The sequence below is a fragment of the Pseudomonas sp. GW822-FHT02E03 genome (genome assembly GCF_058802325.1).
This window is the reverse complement of sequence record NZ_JBXAOA010000006.1, coordinates 166,148-185,031: the sequence shown is the minus strand read 5'-3', so window position 1 is coordinate 185,031 and position 18,884 is coordinate 166,148. Positions and strand designations below refer to the sequence as shown.

The window sequence follows — 18,884 nt, the reverse complement described above, 5'->3', positions numbered from 1 at the left end:
CTGTTTGTAGGCAAATTCTCTTTATCAGCGCAGGTCTTGTTGCGACCACACAAGTGCATACATTCGAGCCCTCTTCGCATTTTGGCGATACCGAGGGATACCCATGCAAACCTATCATCTGTTCATCAGCCATTCGTGGAACTACCCCCACGCCCATGACAACCTCGTGCGGTTGCTCAACGCCAAACCCGGCTTCACGTTCAAGAATTTTTCGGTGCCACCGGACAACCCGATCATCGGCGCGCAAACAGACAAACAACTTGAAGAAGCCATCGAAAACAAGATTCGGCTCTGCTCGGCAGTGCTGATCATGGCGGGGATGTATTCGACCTACAGCAAGTGGATCAACAAGGAAATCGAGATCGCCAGGCGAATGGGCAAGGTCATCATTGCGATAAAGCCGTTTGGCGCCGAACGGATTTCCACGGTGGTACGCCGGGCGGCGCACGCGGAGTGTGCGTGGAACACCAACAGCATCATCGATGCCATTCGCACTCACGCGGCGGGCTGAACCATGCGCAAGGGATTGTTCATCGGCATTAATAACTACAGCCATGTTTCGCAATTGAGTGGTTGCAACAACGATGCGATGGCCATGGCTTCGGTGCTGAAAACCGACGCCAATGGCGATCCGAATTTCAAGAACCTGGTCCTGACCTCCGCCGAAGATTACCTGAGCCGTGAAAAGCTCGAAGGGCATATCCAGGAATTGTTTTCAGGCGATTGCAGCGTTGCACTGCTGTACTTCGCCGGTCACGGCAACTTCGACGTCGATACGGACGAAGGCATGCTGATCCCCCAGGACTACAAATCCGCCAAGGATGGAATTCGCATCAGCGACATCCTGAACTGGGCGACCAAAGCGGTAAAAATCAAAAACAAAGTGATTATTCTCGACTGCTGCCAGGCGGGCTCGGCGGGCGAAGTGCGGGCGCTACGCAGCGAAAGCAGCATGGTGTGCGAAGGCATGACCATCCTCACCGCGTGCAAAAAGGCAGAGCCGGCTATGGAAGGCGTCAACCACGGCGTTTTCACGGGACTGCTACTGCAAGCACTGCACGGCGGCGCCGCGAACATATTGGGGAAAATCACCCCCGGCAGCCTCTATTCATTCGTCGACAACGCTCTCGACGCGTGGGAACAGCGCCCCGTGTTCAAGACCAATGTGTCGCAGTTCATTTCATTGCGAGAAGTCTCGCCGCTAATACCCAAAGAGATCCTGCGCAAACTGCCTGATTGGTTCGAAGAGGCGGAGTCAATGTTTGCCCTCGATCCGAGCTACGAACCTACCGAAGCCACGTTCGACCCGGAACACGGCGAAGTCTTCGCCCAACTGCAAAAGTGCAATCGCCACAGCCTGATCGAACCGGTGGACGCCGAGCACATGTACTACGCCGCCATCCACTCCACCGGATGCCGTCTTACCGCCCTCGGCGCCTATTACCGCGAACTCGCGATCAAGGGACATTTCTGATGCCTGTGTTTATCAGTTACCGCCATACCGATCGGTCCCACGCCATCGCCATCAGCACCCGTCTGATTCGGGCCAACATCAAGACCTACTTCGACGTGCTGGATCCGGAATCACAGACCACTGACGACATCACCGGGGTCATCACCCGCAACATCACCGAGTGCACGCATCTGCTGGCGATAGTCTCGGACAAGACCGCGCTGTCGTGGTGGGTGCCGTTCGAAATCGGTGAAGCGACCATCAGCAACCGGCGGATATGCTCATTCAAGACCGGACCGGCGGAACTGCCGCTGTATCTCGATAAATGGCCAAAGCTCAGCACCGACAAGGATCTGGAGTTTTTCATTGATGCCTATCGTGAAGAAGTGGCGACCAAGCGCTCAATGACGCTGGGTTCGATCAATGAATCCCTTTACCGCACCTACAGAGGCAACGCCGAGTTGTTCCACGACCAACTCAAGAGCCGCATCCGACGCGGTTTCTGACAGGCGCAAAAAAGCCGCGATGATTGCAATGCTGTTCACCTAAGCGAGACTCTTCAGTCAAGCCTACCTTTGTGGCGAGCGAACTTGCTCCGGGCGGCGTCCCGACGCAGGGCTGCGTAGCAGCCCCAAAATCCGATAACCATCGCCGAATTTTGTGAGTGCTCCGCATTCAAGCGGGAGCAAGCTCCCTCGCCACAGGTTTCTCACTGACTAAAGCCCCTCTTAAGTGCCCTTTTAACGGCCAGGAAACAGGATTTACGCACGCTATCAGTACTAGTGATACCGTGCGAAAAAAATGAATCAACTGAGGCTGAAGGCTTCTTGAATGGTCTTGATCAAGCGGTCTCCATCCACCCTTTTGTAACCTTGAGGGTTTGACGCAAGCTCAGCGGGCACCTGGCTGAGAAACAACGTCAAATCGAGAGCCATTCGCTCAGGAAGCTTGACCATTCCTTCCGTAAGACCGACAGACAGTAAGATCACATCCCTGAAGTGCTTGTTGATATCACGACTGTCCACTCGTACGCCGCTCTCGACCTGTGCCTTCTTGTTAAGCCAAGCATGGGCCTTGAGCGGAACGAGCCTGTCAGCCCCGATGTGACTGATTTCCTGAGTGTGATCGACGCCGGCCAGGAGAAAGTTGTAATACTCATCATCAAGGATGATCGCAGAAAGGCTTGCGGCTTGCTCTTCTACGGGGACTTTGGTCATTCGTGCCGCTTCTTCGTGCTCCAGGCCATCTGGAACCCGAGAAAAAAGCTCGATCTGAACTGGAAAGGATTTGTCCTGAGGATCCTGGAAGCGATAGAAAACAGGGGAGTCCCCTCCGCTGTCGCCATTTTGGCGAATGGCGTATCCGCCGTCCTTGATGAACTTCCAGAACTGCCCTACGAACTCACGATTGAGGGCCTCAACGACCAGCACGACATCCAGATCCTTGGTGGCTCGAAATGGCTCATCCAGAAGCTCCATGGTAATGGATGCTGCCACCCCGCCAATCAGAACGTAGCTACCTTGGTAGTCTTTGAAATACTCTCTAAACCGGTCGATACCCACTACCATTTCACGTTCTCCATCATTTCATCCAAACACATTTGCACTCGGTCATCATGCTCATCCTTGAGACTCAGGTAGAGAGAAAAGGGGTCTACAGCCCCAGTAGCTGTGTTGCTATACAGAGGGTCATAGCTCCAAAACTGGATGCAACACGCTGCATGGTTTTGCGGCACCTCATAATAGGGAGATGTGGTTTCGAATTTCGATTTGGCCGTCTTTGAGGTTGAGCCCCAAAAGCCGATCTCTACCCCATATGCCGTATTCACTTTTTGATGGGGATCAGACTGAGCTAGCCCTCGAATGTTATCGAACTGCGCAGTCGTCATTGCAAAGCAAGGCACTTTTGGACTGGCGAGAAGGCTCATTTCTGCCAGGGCCGCCTCCCCCGCCAGCAGCATTGGGGTGTCAAACGCCTCAGGAATTGCATTTAACCAAAGCGTTTTTTTGACCGGCGTACGCATATAGTTTTTCGCCATTTCCCAAGTCGCCCTGGGAGACAAGTGAAAAAAGATCGCGGCTTCACTCATTTCCTTTCCAGGCCGAACGATGTCCAAGTCGGTCAGCTCTTTAATGGCTCTGGTGACGGTCATTTTCGCGTAGGTAAAGGATTTTTCGAAAGTGGAGCGAGTGATCAGTAGCTGGTGCTGCCATCCTTTAATCAAGAATTGAATAAGCATGGATTGGGTGGCGGGACTCAGAACCTGAGGTTTTTCCAGACGCTGCCTGTAGTACTCACGCAAATCCATTCCAAACGCAGGAAGGTAAAGCTGGTTTCCTGGCACGATGAATTGGACGCCTTTCTCGACCAGTCGCTTTCTGTCATAGCTCGGAAGCGTGTCTGTGACGAAGATCATGAGGTCGCCGGTTTCGGGCGACTTCTTCGCCAGCAGGTTGTTGATTGCCTGCATATGCTTGGCGACATCTGCAACGCTAGCTTCCCGCTGCGGACGTTCCTTGAGGATGAGGCACTCGGCGCCCAAGATTTGCGTGACGAAAAACTCGTATCGATCACGCAGCGCATACGGAAGGATTTTGATGTGTTCCCACGGTTTTAAGCGCAGCTTTAGGCCAAGCACGCTCTCTACATAGACCTTGAGCTCGATCAGGTCACGCCTCTCATGGAGGTCGTCGCTGGTAAAATCAACCATGGTCATTCTTCCGCATCACGATTTCATCACGATATCAGAGGGTCTGATAGCGTGCAAAATTCTTGATATTCCTCCGTGAATTTTGATGCAGAGTCTCTGCGAAGCAAGATAAAAGGTAATGGCCGGGGAGCGAGTGACAGTCGCGGCAGGGATGTAGTTATCTACAACCCCTACCGCGATCAGATTTTTTGGGCCCCTACACCGCCCGGAGCAATCACTCGCCACAAATTAGTGAACTGCATTGCACGACGATCGCCGCTTCTGGTTTCAGCGTGCAGCTTTTTCCAGCTTCCAGCCCAGCGCATCCAAGGCGTCACAGCCGTCCTGAATCAACACGTGTGCAGCATTGGCGAAATGCTCCAGGTCGTGACCTTCGGCGTCCTTGATGCACAGGCAGGTAATGCTGTTGAGCAAATTGCGCGCGGCTTTGATTCGGTGAGTGGCGGTTTCGAGGAGATCCGAGACTTTAGCTTCGGTGTCGATGTACAGAGTAGGGCCGACGCTGAAATTGCCTTGCAGAGGATGATACTTAGCCATTGGTCTAACTCCGGTCACTTGGGTGAAATTCCATCCTTGTTTCGACCGGCTAAGATCGATCGCCGATTCGTCGGCGACGGGCAAACTATAGGCGAGCAACCTAGGGAAGTAAAACCCGGCCAATACGCCTCAGAACGGTCCTACGCCAATCTCGGAAGAAAGCCATTTTCTTTATTTTTGCTGCTGGCAGCGTCAGTCCCGTGCCCGGTGAATAGAGACAAAAAAGCCGCGATCATTCGCGGCTTTTTCATGGGTCACTGCTTAGGCGACTCACCCGGTTTCGGCACCGGATCATCAAACAGATTCAACCGCTCACGAAGCTCATGTGCCGGCAACGGCTCCTTATCCGCCGGCAATGCGTTCGGATCGGCTGTCGGCGCGGGCACTTCGCCGGGGCCGCCCTGCCCTTGCGTCGGCACTGGCGCAGGTTCGGCACCTTGCGAACCTTCGATGGCACGCTGGGCTTTCTTGGTCAGCACGATGATATCGATGCGGCGGTTGACCGGGTTGAACGGGTTTTCCCGGTCGAACAGCGCCGACGAGGCATAACCCACGACTCGCGCTACTTGAGCGTCCGGATAGCTGCCGGCGATCAATGCACGGCGAGCCGCGTTCGCACGGTTGGCCGAGAGTTCCCAGTTGCCGAAGTCGCCGGTGCCCGAGTACGGCTTGGCATCGGTGTGGCCGCTGATGCTGATCTTGTTCGGCACCGCTTTGATGGTGTCGGCCATGGCCAGCAGAATGTCTTCGAAATACGGCTTCAGACGCGCACTGCCGGAGTCGAACATCGGGCGGTTTTCCGCGTCCACAATCTGGATACGCAAACCGTCCTGGGTGATCTCGAAGAGGATCTGATCCTTGAACTTCTGCAGTTGCGGGTTTTCTTCGACCTTGTTCTGCAACTCTTGCAGCAGCAATTCCAGGCGCTCTTTCTCAACCTGCTCGGCCATGCCTTCGACCTGTTCGGAATCGATAGTCACCTTGTCCGGCTGAGGCTGGGATTTCACCTCGGGGTTGAGGGTGTTCTCCGGTGCCAGGGTCGGCGAGCCGCCCAGATCGATGATGTATGGCGTGCCGCTTTCGCTGAAACCGACCGGGTCCTTGAAGTAACCGGCAATGGCGATCTTCTGTTCCGGCGTTGCCGTGGACAACAGCCACAACACCAGGAAGAACGCCATCATCGCCGTCGCGAAGTCCGCGAAGGCGATTTTCCAGGAGCCCCCGTGATGCCCGCCCGCGTATTTCTTTACGCGCTTGATGATTATCGGCTGGTTATTTTCCATGACTTAGCGACCGCGAACCGCTTGTTCCAGCTCAGCGAAGCTAGGACGGTGCGCCGGGTACAGAACCTTGCGACCGAATTCCACTGCCAGCGATGGCGGCATGCCGGAAGCCGAAGCCACCAGCGAGGCCTTGATGGCTTCGTAGACGTTCAGTTCTTCCTTGGCATCGTGGCCCAGAGCGTGGGCCAGCGGGCCAAAGAAACCATAGGCCGCGAGAATACCGAAGAAGGTACCTACCAGAGCCGCACCTACGTGCAAGCCAATCATTTTCTGGTCGCTTTCACCCAGCGAAGCCATCGTCACTACGATACCCAATACCGCCGCAACGATACCGAAACCCGGCATGGCATCGGCGATGCCGTTGACTGCGTGGGAGGGGTGATCCAGGTCTTCCTTGAGGCTGGTCAGTTCCATGTCGAACAAGCCTTCAAGCTCATGGGGAGCCATGTTGCCGGAGGACATGATGCGCAGGTAATCGCAGATGTACGCAGTCATGCGGTCATCTTTCAGGACTGCCGGGTACTTGGCGAAAATCGGGCTCGCGGCGGCATCTTCGATGTCGCCTTCGATTGCCATCATGCCTTCGCGACGGCTCTTGTTAAGAATCTCGTAAATCAGCCCCAACACTTCAAGGTAGAAGGTGTGGTTGAAACGCGAACTGAACATGCCCAAAGACTTCTTGAGCACGTGCATCGTCATATGACCGGGGTTGGCCTGCAGGAATGCACCAAGGGCCGCGCCACCGATAATCATCACCTCGAAAGGCTGAATGAGGGCGGCAATCTTGCCGTGGGAAAGCACGTATCCGCCGAGCACGCTCGCGAATACGACGATGATGCCGATAATTTTAGCCATAGGTAGGAGAGCACTTACTGAGTCGGGTTCAAGGTCATATTCGGAAGTTAAAAAATCTCTTCTTCTCCTTATCGGCAAAACTGCGCCAGACTATAGCCAGTTAAGGCGAAAAGCCAATTTGGCCCACGCAGGGATAGGTAAAGCAGCGTCCAGACATGGCTAACGAAACGAACGTCCCAACGCCAAAACCGACCACGCTCGAAGGCTGGGTCAAGCTGCTCGATGGTGTGCGCCTGCCGGTTCCGCAAGCCAGTCACGACCGCGTCTGCAAAGCCATCCGCGATAGCCGCAGCTCGCTGCGCGACATTGCCGAAATGATGCAGGACAGCCCGGCCCTGGCCTTGAGTGTGATTCGCGAAGCCAATCGCCACACTCATGGCAGCATGGCCACGCCTGCTGAAAATCTTGAAGTGGCAATTAATCGCCTCGGTTTGAAACGCACCGAAGAATTGCTCGAGCGCTTGCACGCCGAACCCCAATCGCAGATCCCCGTTGCCCTGCGCCAGCTTCAGCTGATCAGTCAGCACGCCACTCAACAGGCCAATGGTTTTTTTGCCAGTCGCCTGGCGCGGTTGTGGCAGGACATCCACTGGGGCAGCCTGCTGTTTCTTTCGCCACTGTGGCCCATGGCGTTGACCCATCCGCAGATGCTTGAAGAATGGGAACTGCGGGTCATCCATAAAGGCGAGTCGGCGCGCAAAGTCGAAAAGCAATTGTTCGGCGTGCGCCTGCTGGAAATCTGTCTGGCGCTGGTGGATATCTGGCGTTTGCCGATCTGGGTCCAGCAGGGTTATCGGCTGCTGCTCAATGAACAACGCGAACTGGTGAAAGTCCTGCGCATTGCACGGGACGATGATCACCCGCTACGTCAGCAGAATCGTCTTGATGACGACCCGACGTTGCGGCGTTGGCTCAACCAGCCCGCCAACACCGTGCTGCTGGCCAATGGTCTGGCGTTGTCGGCACAACAGGCCTGGGACAGTCCTCACTGTGAACGCTGGCAGTACCTGACCAGCCTTTATCTGCAAATGCCGATGGATGAAGTGCAGCAACAGTTGCACCAACAAGCCGCCAACAGCGCCCGGCAACATGCCATGCCGGACCTCTGGCACCCGGCCGAATCGCTGATCTGGCCGCAGGGCATGAACCGCGTTCACGCTGGTTTGCTGCCGGCCCCGGCGCCGACCGCCGAAGACCTGGCGAAGTGGCGTAAACAATGTGCCGAGTTGCTGCTGGAGCCGAGCCGGTTTACCAATGCCATGCACTTGACCACATCGGCCCGGGATGCCTTGGTGGCGTGTGGCATGCGGCGAGTGATGATCCTGATGGCCGATCGCACACACGCCAGTCTGCGTGTGCACCAGATTGCCGGGCTGCCCAAAGAAGTGGCCGGCCTGAACCTGGTGGTCAGCCAGAGTGCTGTGCTGCAGCGTCTGCTCGCACAACAGGCTCAGGTGCGCCTGACGCCGGCCAACAACGCCCAATTCTCGGCCCTGTTGCCGGCCAGCCTGCGATCGCAGTTCAGCGGTGAACACCTGCTGCTGCGCTCCCTGGTCAACAATGGTCGGGTGATCATGATCGTGGTGGCGGATCAGGGCGGCGGGCCGTTCTCGGAAATCACCGTGCAGGCGTTCGGCAAAACCGCGCAATGCATCGAAAAAGCCCTGCACAGTTTTAGCCACCGCTAGCCAGTTAAGCCGCGACGCACTCTTTGTAGCAGCTGTCGAGCTCCAGCGAGGCTGCGTTCGGCTTGTAGCAGCTGTCGAGCTCCGGCGAGGCTGCGTTCGGCTGCGCAGCAGTCGTGAACCTGGCGAATTCGCTCTACCTGATATACCGCAATCTCTGATTTTACGACTGCTTCGCAGCCGAACGCAGCCTCGCCGGGGCTCGACAGCTGCTACAAGCCACGTTGTTTCCTGCGCCGAAATAACTGATAACAGACCCTCATGACGCTGCGCTACAATCCTCCCCTTTGTGCTCTGGAGACCTCACATGTCTGACTTCTCTGGCTTGGCGCTGGTGATCGAGCCGAGCGACCTGCTCCCGCGTCTCGACTCCCGCGAACTGATTCTGGTGGACCTGACCAGCAGCGCCCGCTATGCCGCAGGGCATATCCCCGGGGCACGCTTTGTCGATCCAAAACGCACTCAACTGGGTCAGGCGCCTGCGCCAGGCCTGCTGCCGACCCAAGCCGCGCTTGAAGCATTGTTCGGCGAACTGGGCCACAACCCCGATGCGGTCTATGTCGTCTATGACGACGAAGGCGGCGGTTGGGCCGGGCGCTTTATCTGGCTGCTGGATGTCATCGGCCACAGCAAGTATCACTATATCGATGGTGGCCTGAAGGCCTGGCTGGCGGAAGGCATGCCCATGTCGATCCAGATCCCGGCTGCGGTCGGTGGACCGGTCGCCCTGACGCTGCACGACGAACCCACCGCCACCCGCGAATACCTGCAAAGCCGTCTCGGTGCCGCTGACCTGGCGATCTGGGACGCACGCGGACCGCAGGAATACTCCGGCGAGAAAGTGCTGGCGGCCAAGGGCGGGCACATTCCGGGCGCTGTCAATTTCGAATGGACAGCCGGCATGGATCAGGCACGCAACCTGCGCATCCGCACCGACATGCCAAAAATCCTGGAACAACTCGGTATCACCAAAGACAAAGAAGTCATTACCCACTGCCAGACTCACCATCGTTCTGGCTTCACGTATCTAGTAGCCAAGTCGCTCGGTTATCCGCGAGTCAAAGGCTACGCCGGCTCCTGGGGCGAATGGGGCAACCATCCCGACACGCCCATAGAGATTTAAGGTTTTTAAGGACAGTTAATGAATAAGCGTTTGTTTATCCTCAGCCAATACCTGTTGCCTCATCACTTGCTCTCGCGACTGGCCGGCTGCATTGCCGAATGCCGCGTGCGCTGGTTCAAGAACGCCCTTACCGCCTGGTTCGCCAAGCGTTATCAAGTGGACATGTCCCAAGCGCTGGTCGAAGACCTGACGGCTTACGAGCACTTCAATGCATTCTTCACTCGTGCCTTGAAAGACGGCGCTCGCCCGCTGGACGAAACCCCAGGCGCGATCCTCAGCCCGGCCGATGGTGCCGTCAGCCAGCTTGGCCCGATCGAACACGGTCGCGTTTTCCAGGCCAAGGGCCACAGCTTCAGCGTGCTGGAACTGCTCGGTGGTGACGCGGCCAACGCAGCGCCATTCATGGGCGGTGATTTCGCCACCATTTACCTGTCGCCCAAGGATTACCACCGCGTGCATATGCCACTGGCTGGCACTCTGCGCGAGATGGTCTACATCCCCGGCCGCATCTTCTCGGTCAACCAGACCACCGCTGAAAACGTACCGGAACTGTTCGCGCGCAACGAGCGTGTGGCGTGCATTTTCGACACCGAACGCGGCCCGATGGCCGTAGTGCTGGTGGGTGCGATGATTGTGGCGTCGATCGAAACTGTCTGGGCCGGGCTGATCACGCCGCCAAAACGCGAGCTGAAAACCTTCCGTTACGATGAAGCCGCCCGTGCGCCGATCCATCTGGAAAAAGGCGCGGAGCTGGGTCGCTTCAAACTCGGCTCTACGGCTGTCGTGCTGTTTGGGCCGGATCAAGTGAAATGGGCTGAAGGGCTGGGCGCTCTTTCGCCAGTGCAGATGGGTCAGAGCATCGGCTTGCCAAGCGCCTGATCCCGGGCCCGCCGCCCCGAATTTCTTCCGGGCGGCACATCCCCCTGTAAGGCAAGCGTGACGTAAAAATCGCGACACCCCCTCCGCGTTCATAGCTGCTACAGTCAAGTCATTCACTGCCCATTTCCCGGTCGGAGTTTGTCTACGGCATGAATGAGACCAATCCTGTCTTGCTGCTACGCGCACCAATCCCGACGCAGTCGCGTTTGTCTTTCTGCGAAGCCACGCCTCGCGACCTCAAGCGCTGGATCGCCAACCTGCCCAAAGCCAACATCGGCGAAACCGCTCGCCAGTTGTATCAAGGCTTGAGCGAACTTAATCAACTGCTCACACCCAGCGATAATCGCCTGCAATTGCTCGAACTGCTGCGGCCCGAGGTGTATTACGTCTGCAAGCACCTGGAGCGGCATTTCCTGCATCAGGCCATTGTGCTCGACGAGCGCTCGCGCAAGATCGCCAACCTTTGCCAGGTGCTGCAGAGCCACTTGGCGATCGGCTACAAGCAAATCGTCATTCGCGTCACGCCGCGCTTCAGTAAGGATCGCGCGCCGCTGCTGACCCAGGCTTTGCAGCGGGCAATCCATTGCCTGAACGGCGCATTGATCCGCGCCACTGAACTCTATTGCCCGGTACCCGAAAATCTGTGGCTGGAACTGCATCAGCTGTATCGGATTGGCTGTCAGTTCCAACTGCAAAATCTGAGTGTGCGCGATGAACTGGCCAGCCAGACGCAAAAGCTGAGCATCGAGCAAACCTACGTCGTCGCCCTTCTGCTGGGTGCTTCACGCTGCAATCAACTGCGCCAGAACCAGATCGCCCGGCTCGCCGAGGTGCTCGAACCCTGGAGCCAGTGGATCAAGCTGCAACCGGCCAAACCGGACAACGGGCTGTTTGCCATCGCCCCGGATCTCGACACCGGGCCGCGCTACCGCTCCAAATTCCTCGCAGAACAACAGGAGAGTTTGCTGGGGATCGACCCGCAACCCTTGGTCATGGCCATCGAGAACCATCTGCAGCAGTCGGCCGACAAGGCATCGCCGCTGCCCGTTCCGACGGGGCTGAGCCTGGATACGCTGCAACACCTGCATGCCGCCTGGGGTCAGGCCGCCGAGCGCAGTTTCCAGCGCACTGTCGGCCACGGCACGTTGACCCTGTGCGTGGGCATGAGTGCATTGCACTTTTATCTCAGCGGGCAACGCTCGTTCAACGACATCCTGAAGAAACCCGGCGCCCGCCCCGCGCAGTTCTCGGCGACCAACCCGACACGTCGAGCCAAAGACCAATGGAACCAGGCCTTCGACGCCGCCCCCCATGGCACCGCAGACACGCTGCTGCCCTACGAAGAGATCGAATACCCGCACCTTCAAAACGATGACAGCCACGAGGCATCCGACCGCCAGCAGCATTTCCCGACCTATGCGCTGCCGGTGATCAATCACAGTCCTGGCGGCTATTGCCTGGCCTGGCCCGGCGCGGTGCCCGCCGAGCTACAGGCTGGCGAAATGGTCGGTATCGAGGATGCCGCCGGTCAAGGCTGGAGCATTGCAGTGGTGCGCTGGATCCGCCAGGTGCGGCGCGGCGGCACGCAGATGGGTATCGAGCAAGTCGCGCCTTGCGCCGAACCCTGCGGCCTGCAACTGATGCGTGCCCACGACGAGCACAGCCAGTACTTGCGCGGGCTGTTACTGCCCGCCATCAGCGCCATCGACCTGCCGGCCACCCTGCTCACGCCGCGCCTGCCGTTCCAGGAAGGCAATAAGGTGTTGATCAATACCAACGGCGAGGAACGCCGGGCCGGGCTGGAGCGTCGGGTGGCGAGTACCAACAGCTTTAATCAGTTTGCCTACCGTTCGCTTGAGACAGCCAGAAACGAAAACGCCGCGGGGAGCGGCGTGGTCGGGGTAGCGGAAGAATTTGATTCGTTGTGGAAGTCGCTTTGAGCGTAAGTCTGTAAAACCGCGGCGCGCCCTTCGCGAGCAAGCCCGCTCCCACATTGGATCTATGTCGATCACACGATCAATGTGGGAGCGGGCTTGCTCGCGAAGGCGCCCTGCCAGTCAATACAAAACTCAGAGCTGCCCGTCGCGATCCCGAAAGCCCAGCAGATACAGCACACCATCCAGCCCAAGGGTGGAAATCGCCTGTTTCGCCGATTGCTTGACCAGCGGCTTGGCACGGAACGCTACACCCAGCCCGGCAATCGCCAGCATCGGCAGGTCGTTGGCACCGTCACCGACGGCAATTGTCTGCTCCAGACGCAAACCTTCCTTATGCGCCAGCTCACGCAGCAGATCCGCCTTGCGTTGCGCATCGACAATCGGCTCGACCGCCACACCCGTCACCTTGCCGTCGACCACTTCCAGTTCGTTGGCAAATACATAGTCGATGCCCAGCTTGGCCTGCAGTTGCTTGGCGAAGTAGGTGAAGCCGCCCGACAGAATCGCCGTCTTGTAGCCCAGACGCTTGAGTTCGGCGAACAGGGTTTCGGCGCCTTCGGTCAGGCGCAGCGAGGCGCCGATGGAATCCAGCACGCTGACGTCCAGCCCTTGCAGCAAGGCCAGGCGCTCTTTGAAGCTGGCGCGGAAGTCCAGCTCGCCGGCCATCGCCCGCTCGGTAATCGCAGACACCTGGTCGCCCACACCGGCGGCCTTGGCCAGTTCGTCGATGACTTCGGCTTCGATCAGCGTCGAGTCCATGTCGAACACCGCCAGACGGCGGTTACGGCGGAACAGCGAATCTTCCTGGAAGGCGATGTCGACGTTCAATTCTTGAGCGACGCTGAGGAATTCGGCCCGCAGCGCTTGCGGGTCCGCCGCCTCGCCGCGCACGGAAAACTCGATGCAGCCTTTGCCTTTGTCGGCCGGAGTGTCCAGCGGCATGCGCCCGGACAGGCGATCGATATGATCGATATTCAGCCCATATTTGGCGGTGATCGAGCTCACGCGCTGCAATTGCTCGGCGGTCACTTTGCGGGTCAGCAGGGTAACAATGTGGCGTTTCTTGCCCTGATTGCCGACCCACTGCTGGTAATCCTCTTCGGACACCGGCGTGAAACGCACCTGCTGCTCAAGCTCATAGCCTTTGAACAGGATGTCTTTGAGCACCGAATTACCTTGTTCGGTGTCGGGAATTTCAACCAGGATGCCAAACGACAGGGTGTCGTGGATAACCGCCTGACCGATGTCGAGAATGTTCACACCACCCTGGGCCAGAACACCGGTAATGGCCGCAGTCAGACCCGGACGGTCGACTCCCGTGATGTTTATCAGGACGATTTCGCGCAAGGCGCACCCCCGCAGGTGGAAAAAAACCGCATTCTACCCATTTTCAGTGACCATCGGGCACCGCGAGCGCTTTGACGGTCTATGGCCTGTCGCTATACTGCGCGTCAACTTCACGGACTAAAGAGCCGAGCTCAAGTGAACCGGCCCACGCCAGTAAAAACCGATAACTTCTTTCTGCTGATCTTCCGGGCACTGCGTCATCGCCGTGTACCGATCGCATTGCGCATTGCCAGCCATAACGTGATCCTGGTCGCTCTGGCCCTGGTGATCTATGCCTGCGTGATGGGTTTGCAGTTCAAGCAGGCCATGCACGAGCAGGCGGATGCCTTGGGCGAAAGCCTGACCACCCAGACCGCGACCTCGGCCACGGAGCTGTTGGTGTCCAATGACATCCTCAGCCTGAATGTGCTGCTCAACAACCTGACCAAGAACAAACTGGTGGCTCACGCGGCCATTTACAGCGTGGATAACCGTATCCTCGCCGAAGCCGGTCAGCGCCCCAAGCACGGCCTGTTGGGCGAAGCCGAAGGCATGTACCAGAGCAAAATCACTTTCCAGGACGTGACTGCCGGGCAACTGCGCATCAGCCTGGACATGGATCAGTTCCAGCAGCCGATGACCATCAGCCTGCAAAGCATGGGCATTCTGAGTGCGATTCTGCTGGCGCTGTCCCTGGCCTTGAGCCTGCGCCTGGGGCGCAATATCTCCACGCCGCTGCTGCAGCTGCGGGTATGGCTGCGCAATATCGACGAATACACCCCGGCCACCGAGCGCCAGGATGAGGTCGGCGACCTCGCTCGTCAGTTGCACGCCAATTTCGCACCGGAGCCTGCCGAGCCCGAGCCCGTGCCAGAACCTGAGTTCGACGACAGCGATTACGACGACGAAACCGATCCGGCCTTCGAAGTGCGCAACCTGCGTGATCCAAGTTTCGATGAAACCAAGCCTGTAGCCGGCCTCAAGCCTGCGCCGCGGCGCATTGTCAGCACCGTTGAAGACGATGATGACGAAGATCCGTTTGCCGATCTGCGTGACGACGCGACAGGCAGCGCACCGAAACCAGTCGTAAAGCCGCAGTTATCGAATCTGCCGCAGCACAGCGCAGTACTGGCCGTGCAACTGGGCGCACAAGATCAGCTGCGCCGCCTGCCCCGCGCACGCCTGGAAGAACTGCTGAAACGCTACCGCGATTGCCTCGATCAGGCTGCGTCGCTCTACCAGAGCGAACTGCACACATTGAATGATGGCAGCACGCTGATGCTGTTCCACACCGAAGACAGCGGCGACGATTACCTGACCAACGCCATCTGCTGCGGCGAGTTGCTGCGCGCCCTGGGTCATCAGTTGCAGATCGAAGTCGCCGACAGCGGCATCACCCTGCAATTGCAGCTGGGTCTGACGCTGGGTGACGAGTTGTTCGGCTTGAGCCAGATCGACTTGCTGCTGACTGAAACCGCTCAGGATGCACTGGCCCTGTCGCAACACAGCCGCAACCTGCTGCTGGTTGAGCGCAAGATCAGTGACGACGCGCTGATTCGCCAGCGTGCGCGGATCCGCCCGATCGCAAGCCCTGAAGGTGCATGTTGCGTAGAGCGCTTGATGGAGCCTTATCCGTCGATGCTGGAACGGCAACTGGCGCGGATGCACGAGCGCCGGGCGTAAGCCTTAGCCCTGCTGTAAAGAAGCCCGCAGATGAGTGATCGTCTGCGGGCTGATCGTTCCCATGCTCCGCGTGGGAATGCCTCCAGGGACGCTCCGCGTTCCAGCCCCACCTCATACCCAGAACCTGGCACCGATGTGACGCAGAGCGTCACGGGCTGCATTCCCACGCAGAGCGTGGGAATGATCAGTACGCGCCAGAAACAACAAAGCCCGCATCAATGGCGGGCTTTGCTTTGGATCAATCCAGGCTTAGAACCTGAACACTTCCATATCCGTGCGAATCGGCGAAGCCATCGGGATTTTCGGCTGCTTCTCCGGTTCTGCTGCCGGTGTCACAGGTTTGGCAGCTGGTTTGCGAGGTACTTCGGCGATCGGCGGCTGGTTCGCCAGTGGCTTGAGCGCCGTCGACAGCTGCTCGGCCAGACGCTGCAGCAACACACCCTGAGCCTGAACCTGAGCCGCAGTCCCGCCGGTGTGCTGTTCCTGCAGATGAATGATGCGGTTATCACGCACCTGACCACGACGGTCAATCAGCCGCCATTGGGCATCAAGGATCGCCGGTTGCGATGCACCCGAGTCCAGACGTGTGATCGTCAGCAGCACCTGAACATCCGGCGTGAAGCCTAATGTCGCCGGTGCCAGGACAACGCGCTGGCTGTCCAGATGGCCGGCGACCTGACGCAGCAACAGCTGATCGATGTCGGAAGACAGGCTACCCGCCCAACGACCATCAGCCGAAGCTTGCAGGCTGCCATCGGGCTGACGCTGCAACAAGGTTTCGCGTTGCAGGTAGTCGGCAACCGTTACCGGGCCCAGCAATACCGCCATGCCAGCGCTTTGCGCAGGCTGAGCCGGACTTCCGCTGTCCAGCTGATACAGCGACACCGGTTGGTGAACGCTGCAACCCGCCAGGCCAAGTACGCCGGCGAGCATCAAAATAAAAGGAAGGCGCAGAGCAGTCATCGTCCCATCCAGGTGGCTGCCACAAGGCTAACCACAGTGAAAATACTCAAAAAATATGAAGAACGCTCGGCTACGCCGGCGCTTGAAAGGCCATATCATCCGTGAATATGCGTTCCGACTCCAGCGGCAAAGCGTCGATCTACGCTTTAAATCGTAGATCGAGCGCTCTAGGACGCCTAATTGAGGTTTTCGACGAACAGCGCATCAACCCTCTGAAAGCCACGTGGCAGTTTGTTACCGCGACGTCCACGCTCACCTTTGTAGTGTTCGAGGTCGTCCGCCTTCAGTGACAAGGTACGTTTTCCGGCCTGCAGCACCAAAGTGGCACCCTCCGGCAAAACGGCAATGTCCGTGACATATTCTTCGCGACTGGCAACACGTTCACCGGAAATCCCGATGATCTTATTCCCTTTTCCTTTACCTAATTGTGGCAAATCGCTGATTTTGAAAATCAGCAGCCGACCTTCGGTGGTCACCGAGGCCAGCCAGTTGTGCTCACGATCGGCTACCGGACGCGGCAGAATCACTTTGGCGTTGTTCGGCAAACTCAACAGGGCCTTGCCCGCCTTGTTCTTGGCTTGCAGGTCTTCACCCTTGACCACGAATCCGTAACCGGCGTCGGAGGCGATCACGTACAGCGAATCGTCTTCAGGCATCAGCACGCATTCGAAACTCGCCCCTGGCGGCGGCGTCAGGCGGCCGGTCAGCGGTTCGCCCTGGCCGCGGGCCGAGGGCAGCGTATGTGCAGCCACCGAATAGCTGCGACCCGTGGAGTCGATAAACACTGCAAACTGGTTGGAGCGACCGGGCGCTAAGGCCTTGAAACCATCCCCGGCTTTGTAGGAAAGCCCGGTGGCGTCGATTTCGTGCCCCTTGGCAGAGCGAACCCAGCCTTTTTCCGACAGAACTACGGTCACTTTCTCGTTCGGCAGCAGATCGTGCTCAGTCAAGGCCTTGGCTTCTGCACGCTCGACGATTGGCGAGCGACGGTCGTCGCCATACGTTTCGGCGTCCTTGATCAGCTCGGTGCGTACCAGCTTTTTCAGCTTGGCTTCGCTGCCCAGCAGGGCTTGCAGCTTGGCTTGCTCCTTGAGCAGTTCATCCTGCTCGGCACGCAGCTTCATTTCTTCCAGTCGCGCCAACTGACGCAAACGGGTGTCGAGGATGTAATCGGCCTGGATTTCGCTCAGGGCGAAACGCTCGATCAGTGCGGCTTTCGGGTGTTCCTCGGTGCGGATGATGTGAATCACTTCATCCAGATTGAGGTAAGCGATCAACAAACCGTCCAACAGGTGCAGGCGACGCTCAACCTTGTCCAGGCGGAATTGCAGACGACGACGCACGGTCTGCACCCGGAACTCCAGCCACTCGACCAGCAAGGCCCGCAGGTTTTTCAACTGCGGCTTGCCATCCAGACCGATGATGTTGATGTTGACCCGGTAGCTCGACTCCAGCTCTGTGCTGGCGAACAGGTGCTGCATCAGCGCGTCGTGATCGAAGTTTTTGCGCGCACCGGGAATGATCACGATCCGGCACGGGTTTTCGTGGTCGGACTCGTCGCGCAGGTCAGCGATCTGCGGGGCCTTGGACGGCTTGGCCTGCATCATGGCCGCGATCTGTTCCAGCACCTTGGCACCGGAGACCTGGTGCGGCAGCGCGGTGACAATGATGTCGCCGTCTTCGATGTGGTACACGGCGCGCATGCGCACCGAGCCCTTGCCAGTTTCGTAGATTTTCAGCAGGTCGGCGCGCGGCGTGATGATTTCCGCTTCGGTCGGGTAATCCGGGCCCTGGATGTGTTCGCAGAGCTGCTCGACCGTGGCTTTCGGCTCGTCCAGCAAGCGCACGCAAGCGGTCGCGACTTCGCGCAGGTTATGCGGCGGTACGTCGGTGGCCATGCCCACGGCGATACCGGTGGTGCCGTTGAGCAGGATGTTCGGCAAACGGGCCGGCAACACCAAAGGCTCTTCCAGCGTGCCGTCGAAGTTCGGGCCCCAATCCGCAGTGCCCTGGCCCAGTTCGCTGAGCAGCACTTCGGAATAACGTGATAGCCGCGCCTCGGTGTAACGCATGGCGGCGAAGGACTTCGGATCGTCCGGCGCACCCCAGTTACCCTGGCCGTCGACCAGCGTGTAGCGGTAGCTGAACGGCTGGGCCATCAGGACCATGGCTTCGTAGCATGCCGAGTCGCCGTGCGGGTGGAACTTACCGAGCACGTCACCGACGGTACGCGCCGATTTCTTGTGCTTGGAATCGGCGTCCAGCCCCAACTCGCTCATCGCATAGATGATGCGCCGTTGTACCGGTTTCAGGCCGTCGCCGATATGCGGCAGGGCACGGTCCATGATCACGTACATGGAGTAGTTGAGGTAGGCATTTTCGGTGAAGTCAGCCAGTGACCGGCGTTCTACACCGTCCAGGCTGAGATCAAGGGAGTCGCTCATGCGGGC

Annotated in this window: 16 protein-coding genes; 8 read left to right on the top strand and 8 right to left on the bottom strand. The window is 58.3% G+C overall.

Annotation, left to right across the window (positions count from 1 at the left end; all coding sequences use genetic code 11):
• The first annotated feature begins 103 nt into the window (after window positions 1-103).
• Genes AC1RQB_RS07225 through AC1RQB_RS07215 form a run of 3 tightly spaced genes read left to right on the top strand, consistent with a single transcriptional unit; the run spans window position 104 to window position 1,959 of the window.
• Window positions 104-511, top strand: a complete 408-nt coding sequence (locus AC1RQB_RS07225) for a TIR domain-containing protein (RefSeq protein ID WP_008068853.1) — start codon at window positions 104-106, stop codon at window positions 509-511.
• Window positions 512-514: 3 nt separating this feature from the next.
• On the top strand, window positions 515-1,474 hold the full coding sequence (locus tag AC1RQB_RS07220) for a caspase family protein (protein WP_063341747.1): 960 nt from the start codon (window positions 515-517) through the stop codon (window positions 1,472-1,474).
• Entirely contained in the window at window positions 1,474-1,959 is a 486-nt protein-coding gene (locus tag AC1RQB_RS07215; RefSeq protein WP_007902631.1) for a toll/interleukin-1 receptor domain-containing protein, read from the top strand. Before AC1RQB_RS07220 ends, AC1RQB_RS07215 begins: the two co-directional genes overlap by 1 nt.
• Window positions 1,960-2,259: 300 nt before the next feature.
• On the opposite strand, the gene AC1RQB_RS07210 is transcribed toward AC1RQB_RS07215, so the two are convergent.
• The 5 genes from AC1RQB_RS07210 to motA all read right to left on the bottom strand — a co-directional run bounded on the left by AC1RQB_RS07210 (window position 2,260) and on the right by motA (window position 6,838).
• Window positions 2,260-3,021: a hypothetical protein gene (locus AC1RQB_RS07210; protein WP_063341748.1), complete on the bottom strand. Its 762-nt coding sequence runs from the start codon at window positions 3,019-3,021 to the stop codon at window positions 2,260-2,262.
• On the bottom strand, window positions 3,015-4,163 hold the full coding sequence (locus AC1RQB_RS07205) for a hypothetical protein (RefSeq protein ID WP_063343902.1): 1,149 nt from the start codon (window positions 4,161-4,163) through the stop codon (window positions 3,015-3,017). Before AC1RQB_RS07205 ends, AC1RQB_RS07210 begins: the two co-directional genes overlap by 7 nt.
• 267 nt (window positions 4,164-4,430) lie before the next feature.
• On the bottom strand, window positions 4,431-4,700 hold the full coding sequence (locus tag AC1RQB_RS07200) for a hypothetical protein (RefSeq protein WP_063341749.1): 270 nt from the start codon (window positions 4,698-4,700) through the stop codon (window positions 4,431-4,433).
• Between the two features lie 254 nt (window positions 4,701-4,954).
• On the bottom strand, window positions 4,955-5,983 hold the full coding sequence (gene motB / locus AC1RQB_RS07195; RefSeq protein WP_063341750.1) for a flagellar motor protein MotB: 1,029 nt from the start codon (window positions 5,981-5,983) through the stop codon (window positions 4,955-4,957).
• Window positions 5,984-5,986: 3 nt separating this feature from the next.
• The gene (gene motA / locus AC1RQB_RS07190; RefSeq protein ID WP_008009851.1) at window positions 5,987-6,838 is read right to left on the bottom strand and encodes a flagellar motor stator protein MotA; all 852 of its coding nucleotides are present in this window, start codon (window positions 6,836-6,838) and stop codon (window positions 5,987-5,989) included.
• A gap of 155 nt (window positions 6,839-6,993) precedes the next feature.
• On the opposite strand from motA, the gene AC1RQB_RS07185 reads away from it, so the two are divergent.
• The 4 genes from AC1RQB_RS07185 (at window position 6,994) to AC1RQB_RS07170 (ending at window position 12,465) form a co-directional block, all read left to right on the top strand.
• Window positions 6,994-8,526 carry an HDOD domain-containing protein gene (locus tag AC1RQB_RS07185; RefSeq protein WP_063341751.1) on the top strand — a complete coding sequence of 511 codons (1,533 nt, stop codon included), beginning with the start codon at window positions 6,994-6,996 and terminating at the stop codon, window positions 8,524-8,526.
• A gap of 304 nt (window positions 8,527-8,830) precedes the next feature.
• Window positions 8,831-9,646 (top strand): rhodanese-like domain-containing protein, encoded by an 816-nt coding sequence (locus AC1RQB_RS07180; RefSeq protein ID WP_063341752.1) that lies wholly within the window; start codon window positions 8,831-8,833, stop codon window positions 9,644-9,646.
• 18 nt (window positions 9,647-9,664) lie between these two features.
• Window positions 9,665-10,525 carry an archaetidylserine decarboxylase gene (gene asd, locus AC1RQB_RS07175; RefSeq protein WP_008074674.1) on the top strand — a complete coding sequence of 287 codons (861 nt, stop codon included), beginning with the start codon at window positions 9,665-9,667 and terminating at the stop codon, window positions 10,523-10,525.
• Window positions 10,526-10,674: 149 nt separating this feature from the next.
• Complete coding sequence (locus AC1RQB_RS07170; RefSeq protein WP_063341753.1) at window positions 10,675-12,465, top strand: cyclic-di-GMP receptor FimW-related protein; 1,791 nt, start codon at window positions 10,675-10,677, stop codon at window positions 12,463-12,465.
• Between the two features lie 129 nt (window positions 12,466-12,594).
• Here the strand turns inward: AC1RQB_RS07170 and serB are convergent, their stop codons facing one another.
• Complete coding sequence (gene serB / locus AC1RQB_RS07165; RefSeq protein WP_007939616.1) at window positions 12,595-13,809, bottom strand: phosphoserine phosphatase SerB; 1,215 nt, start codon at window positions 13,807-13,809, stop codon at window positions 12,595-12,597.
• A 135-nt stretch (window positions 13,810-13,944) separates the two neighbouring features.
• On the opposite strand from serB, the gene AC1RQB_RS07160 reads away from it, so the two are divergent.
• The gene (locus AC1RQB_RS07160) at window positions 13,945-15,471 is read left to right on the top strand and encodes an AhpA/YtjB family protein (RefSeq protein WP_063341754.1); all 1,527 of its coding nucleotides are present in this window, start codon (window positions 13,945-13,947) and stop codon (window positions 15,469-15,471) included.
• A gap of 249 nt (window positions 15,472-15,720) precedes the next feature.
• On the opposite strand, the gene AC1RQB_RS07155 is transcribed toward AC1RQB_RS07160, so the two are convergent.
• Window positions 15,721-16,434 (bottom strand): PqiC family protein, encoded by a 714-nt coding sequence (locus AC1RQB_RS07155; RefSeq protein ID WP_063341755.1) that lies wholly within the window; start codon window positions 16,432-16,434, stop codon window positions 15,721-15,723.
• 176 nt (window positions 16,435-16,610) lie between these two features.
• On the bottom strand, window positions 16,611-18,878 hold the full coding sequence (parC, locus tag AC1RQB_RS07150) for a DNA topoisomerase IV subunit A (protein ID WP_008074670.1): 2,268 nt from the start codon (window positions 18,876-18,878) through the stop codon (window positions 16,611-16,613).
• Window positions 18,879-18,884: the final 6 nt, after the last annotated feature.

Coding starts and splice junctions, on each gene's coding strand:
- AC1RQB_RS07225 (WP_008068853.1), top strand. CDS start 104: ATGCAAACCTATCATCTGTTCATCAGCCATTCGTGGAACTACCCCCAC.
- AC1RQB_RS07220 (WP_063341747.1), top strand. CDS start 515: ATGCGCAAGGGATTGTTCATCGGCATTAATAACTACAGCCATGTTTCG.
- AC1RQB_RS07215 (WP_007902631.1), top strand. CDS start 1,474: ATGCCTGTGTTTATCAGTTACCGCCATACCGATCGGTCCCACGCCATC.
- AC1RQB_RS07210 (WP_063341748.1), bottom strand. CDS start 3,021: ATGGTAGTGGGTATCGACCGGTTTAGAGAGTATTTCAAAGACTACCAA.
- AC1RQB_RS07205 (WP_063343902.1), bottom strand. CDS start 4,163: ATGGTTGATTTTACCAGCGACGACCTCCATGAGAGGCGTGACCTGATC.
- AC1RQB_RS07200 (WP_063341749.1), bottom strand. CDS start 4,700: ATGGCTAAGTATCATCCTCTGCAAGGCAATTTCAGCGTCGGCCCTACT.
- motB (WP_063341750.1), bottom strand. CDS start 5,983: ATGGAAAATAACCAGCCGATAATCATCAAGCGCGTAAAGAAATACGCG.
- motA (WP_008009851.1), bottom strand. CDS start 6,838: ATGGCTAAAATTATCGGCATCATCGTCGTATTCGCGAGCGTGCTCGGC.
- AC1RQB_RS07185 (WP_063341751.1), top strand. CDS start 6,994: ATGGCTAACGAAACGAACGTCCCAACGCCAAAACCGACCACGCTCGAA.
- AC1RQB_RS07180 (WP_063341752.1), top strand. CDS start 8,831: ATGTCTGACTTCTCTGGCTTGGCGCTGGTGATCGAGCCGAGCGACCTG.
- asd (WP_008074674.1), top strand. CDS start 9,665: ATGAATAAGCGTTTGTTTATCCTCAGCCAATACCTGTTGCCTCATCAC.
- AC1RQB_RS07170 (WP_063341753.1), top strand. CDS start 10,675: ATGAATGAGACCAATCCTGTCTTGCTGCTACGCGCACCAATCCCGACG.
- AC1RQB_RS07155 (WP_063341755.1), bottom strand. CDS start 16,434: ATGACTGCTCTGCGCCTTCCTTTTATTTTGATGCTCGCCGGCGTACTT.
- parC (WP_008074670.1), bottom strand. CDS start 18,878: ATGAGCGACTCCCTTGATCTCAGCCTGGACGGTGTAGAACGCCGGTCA.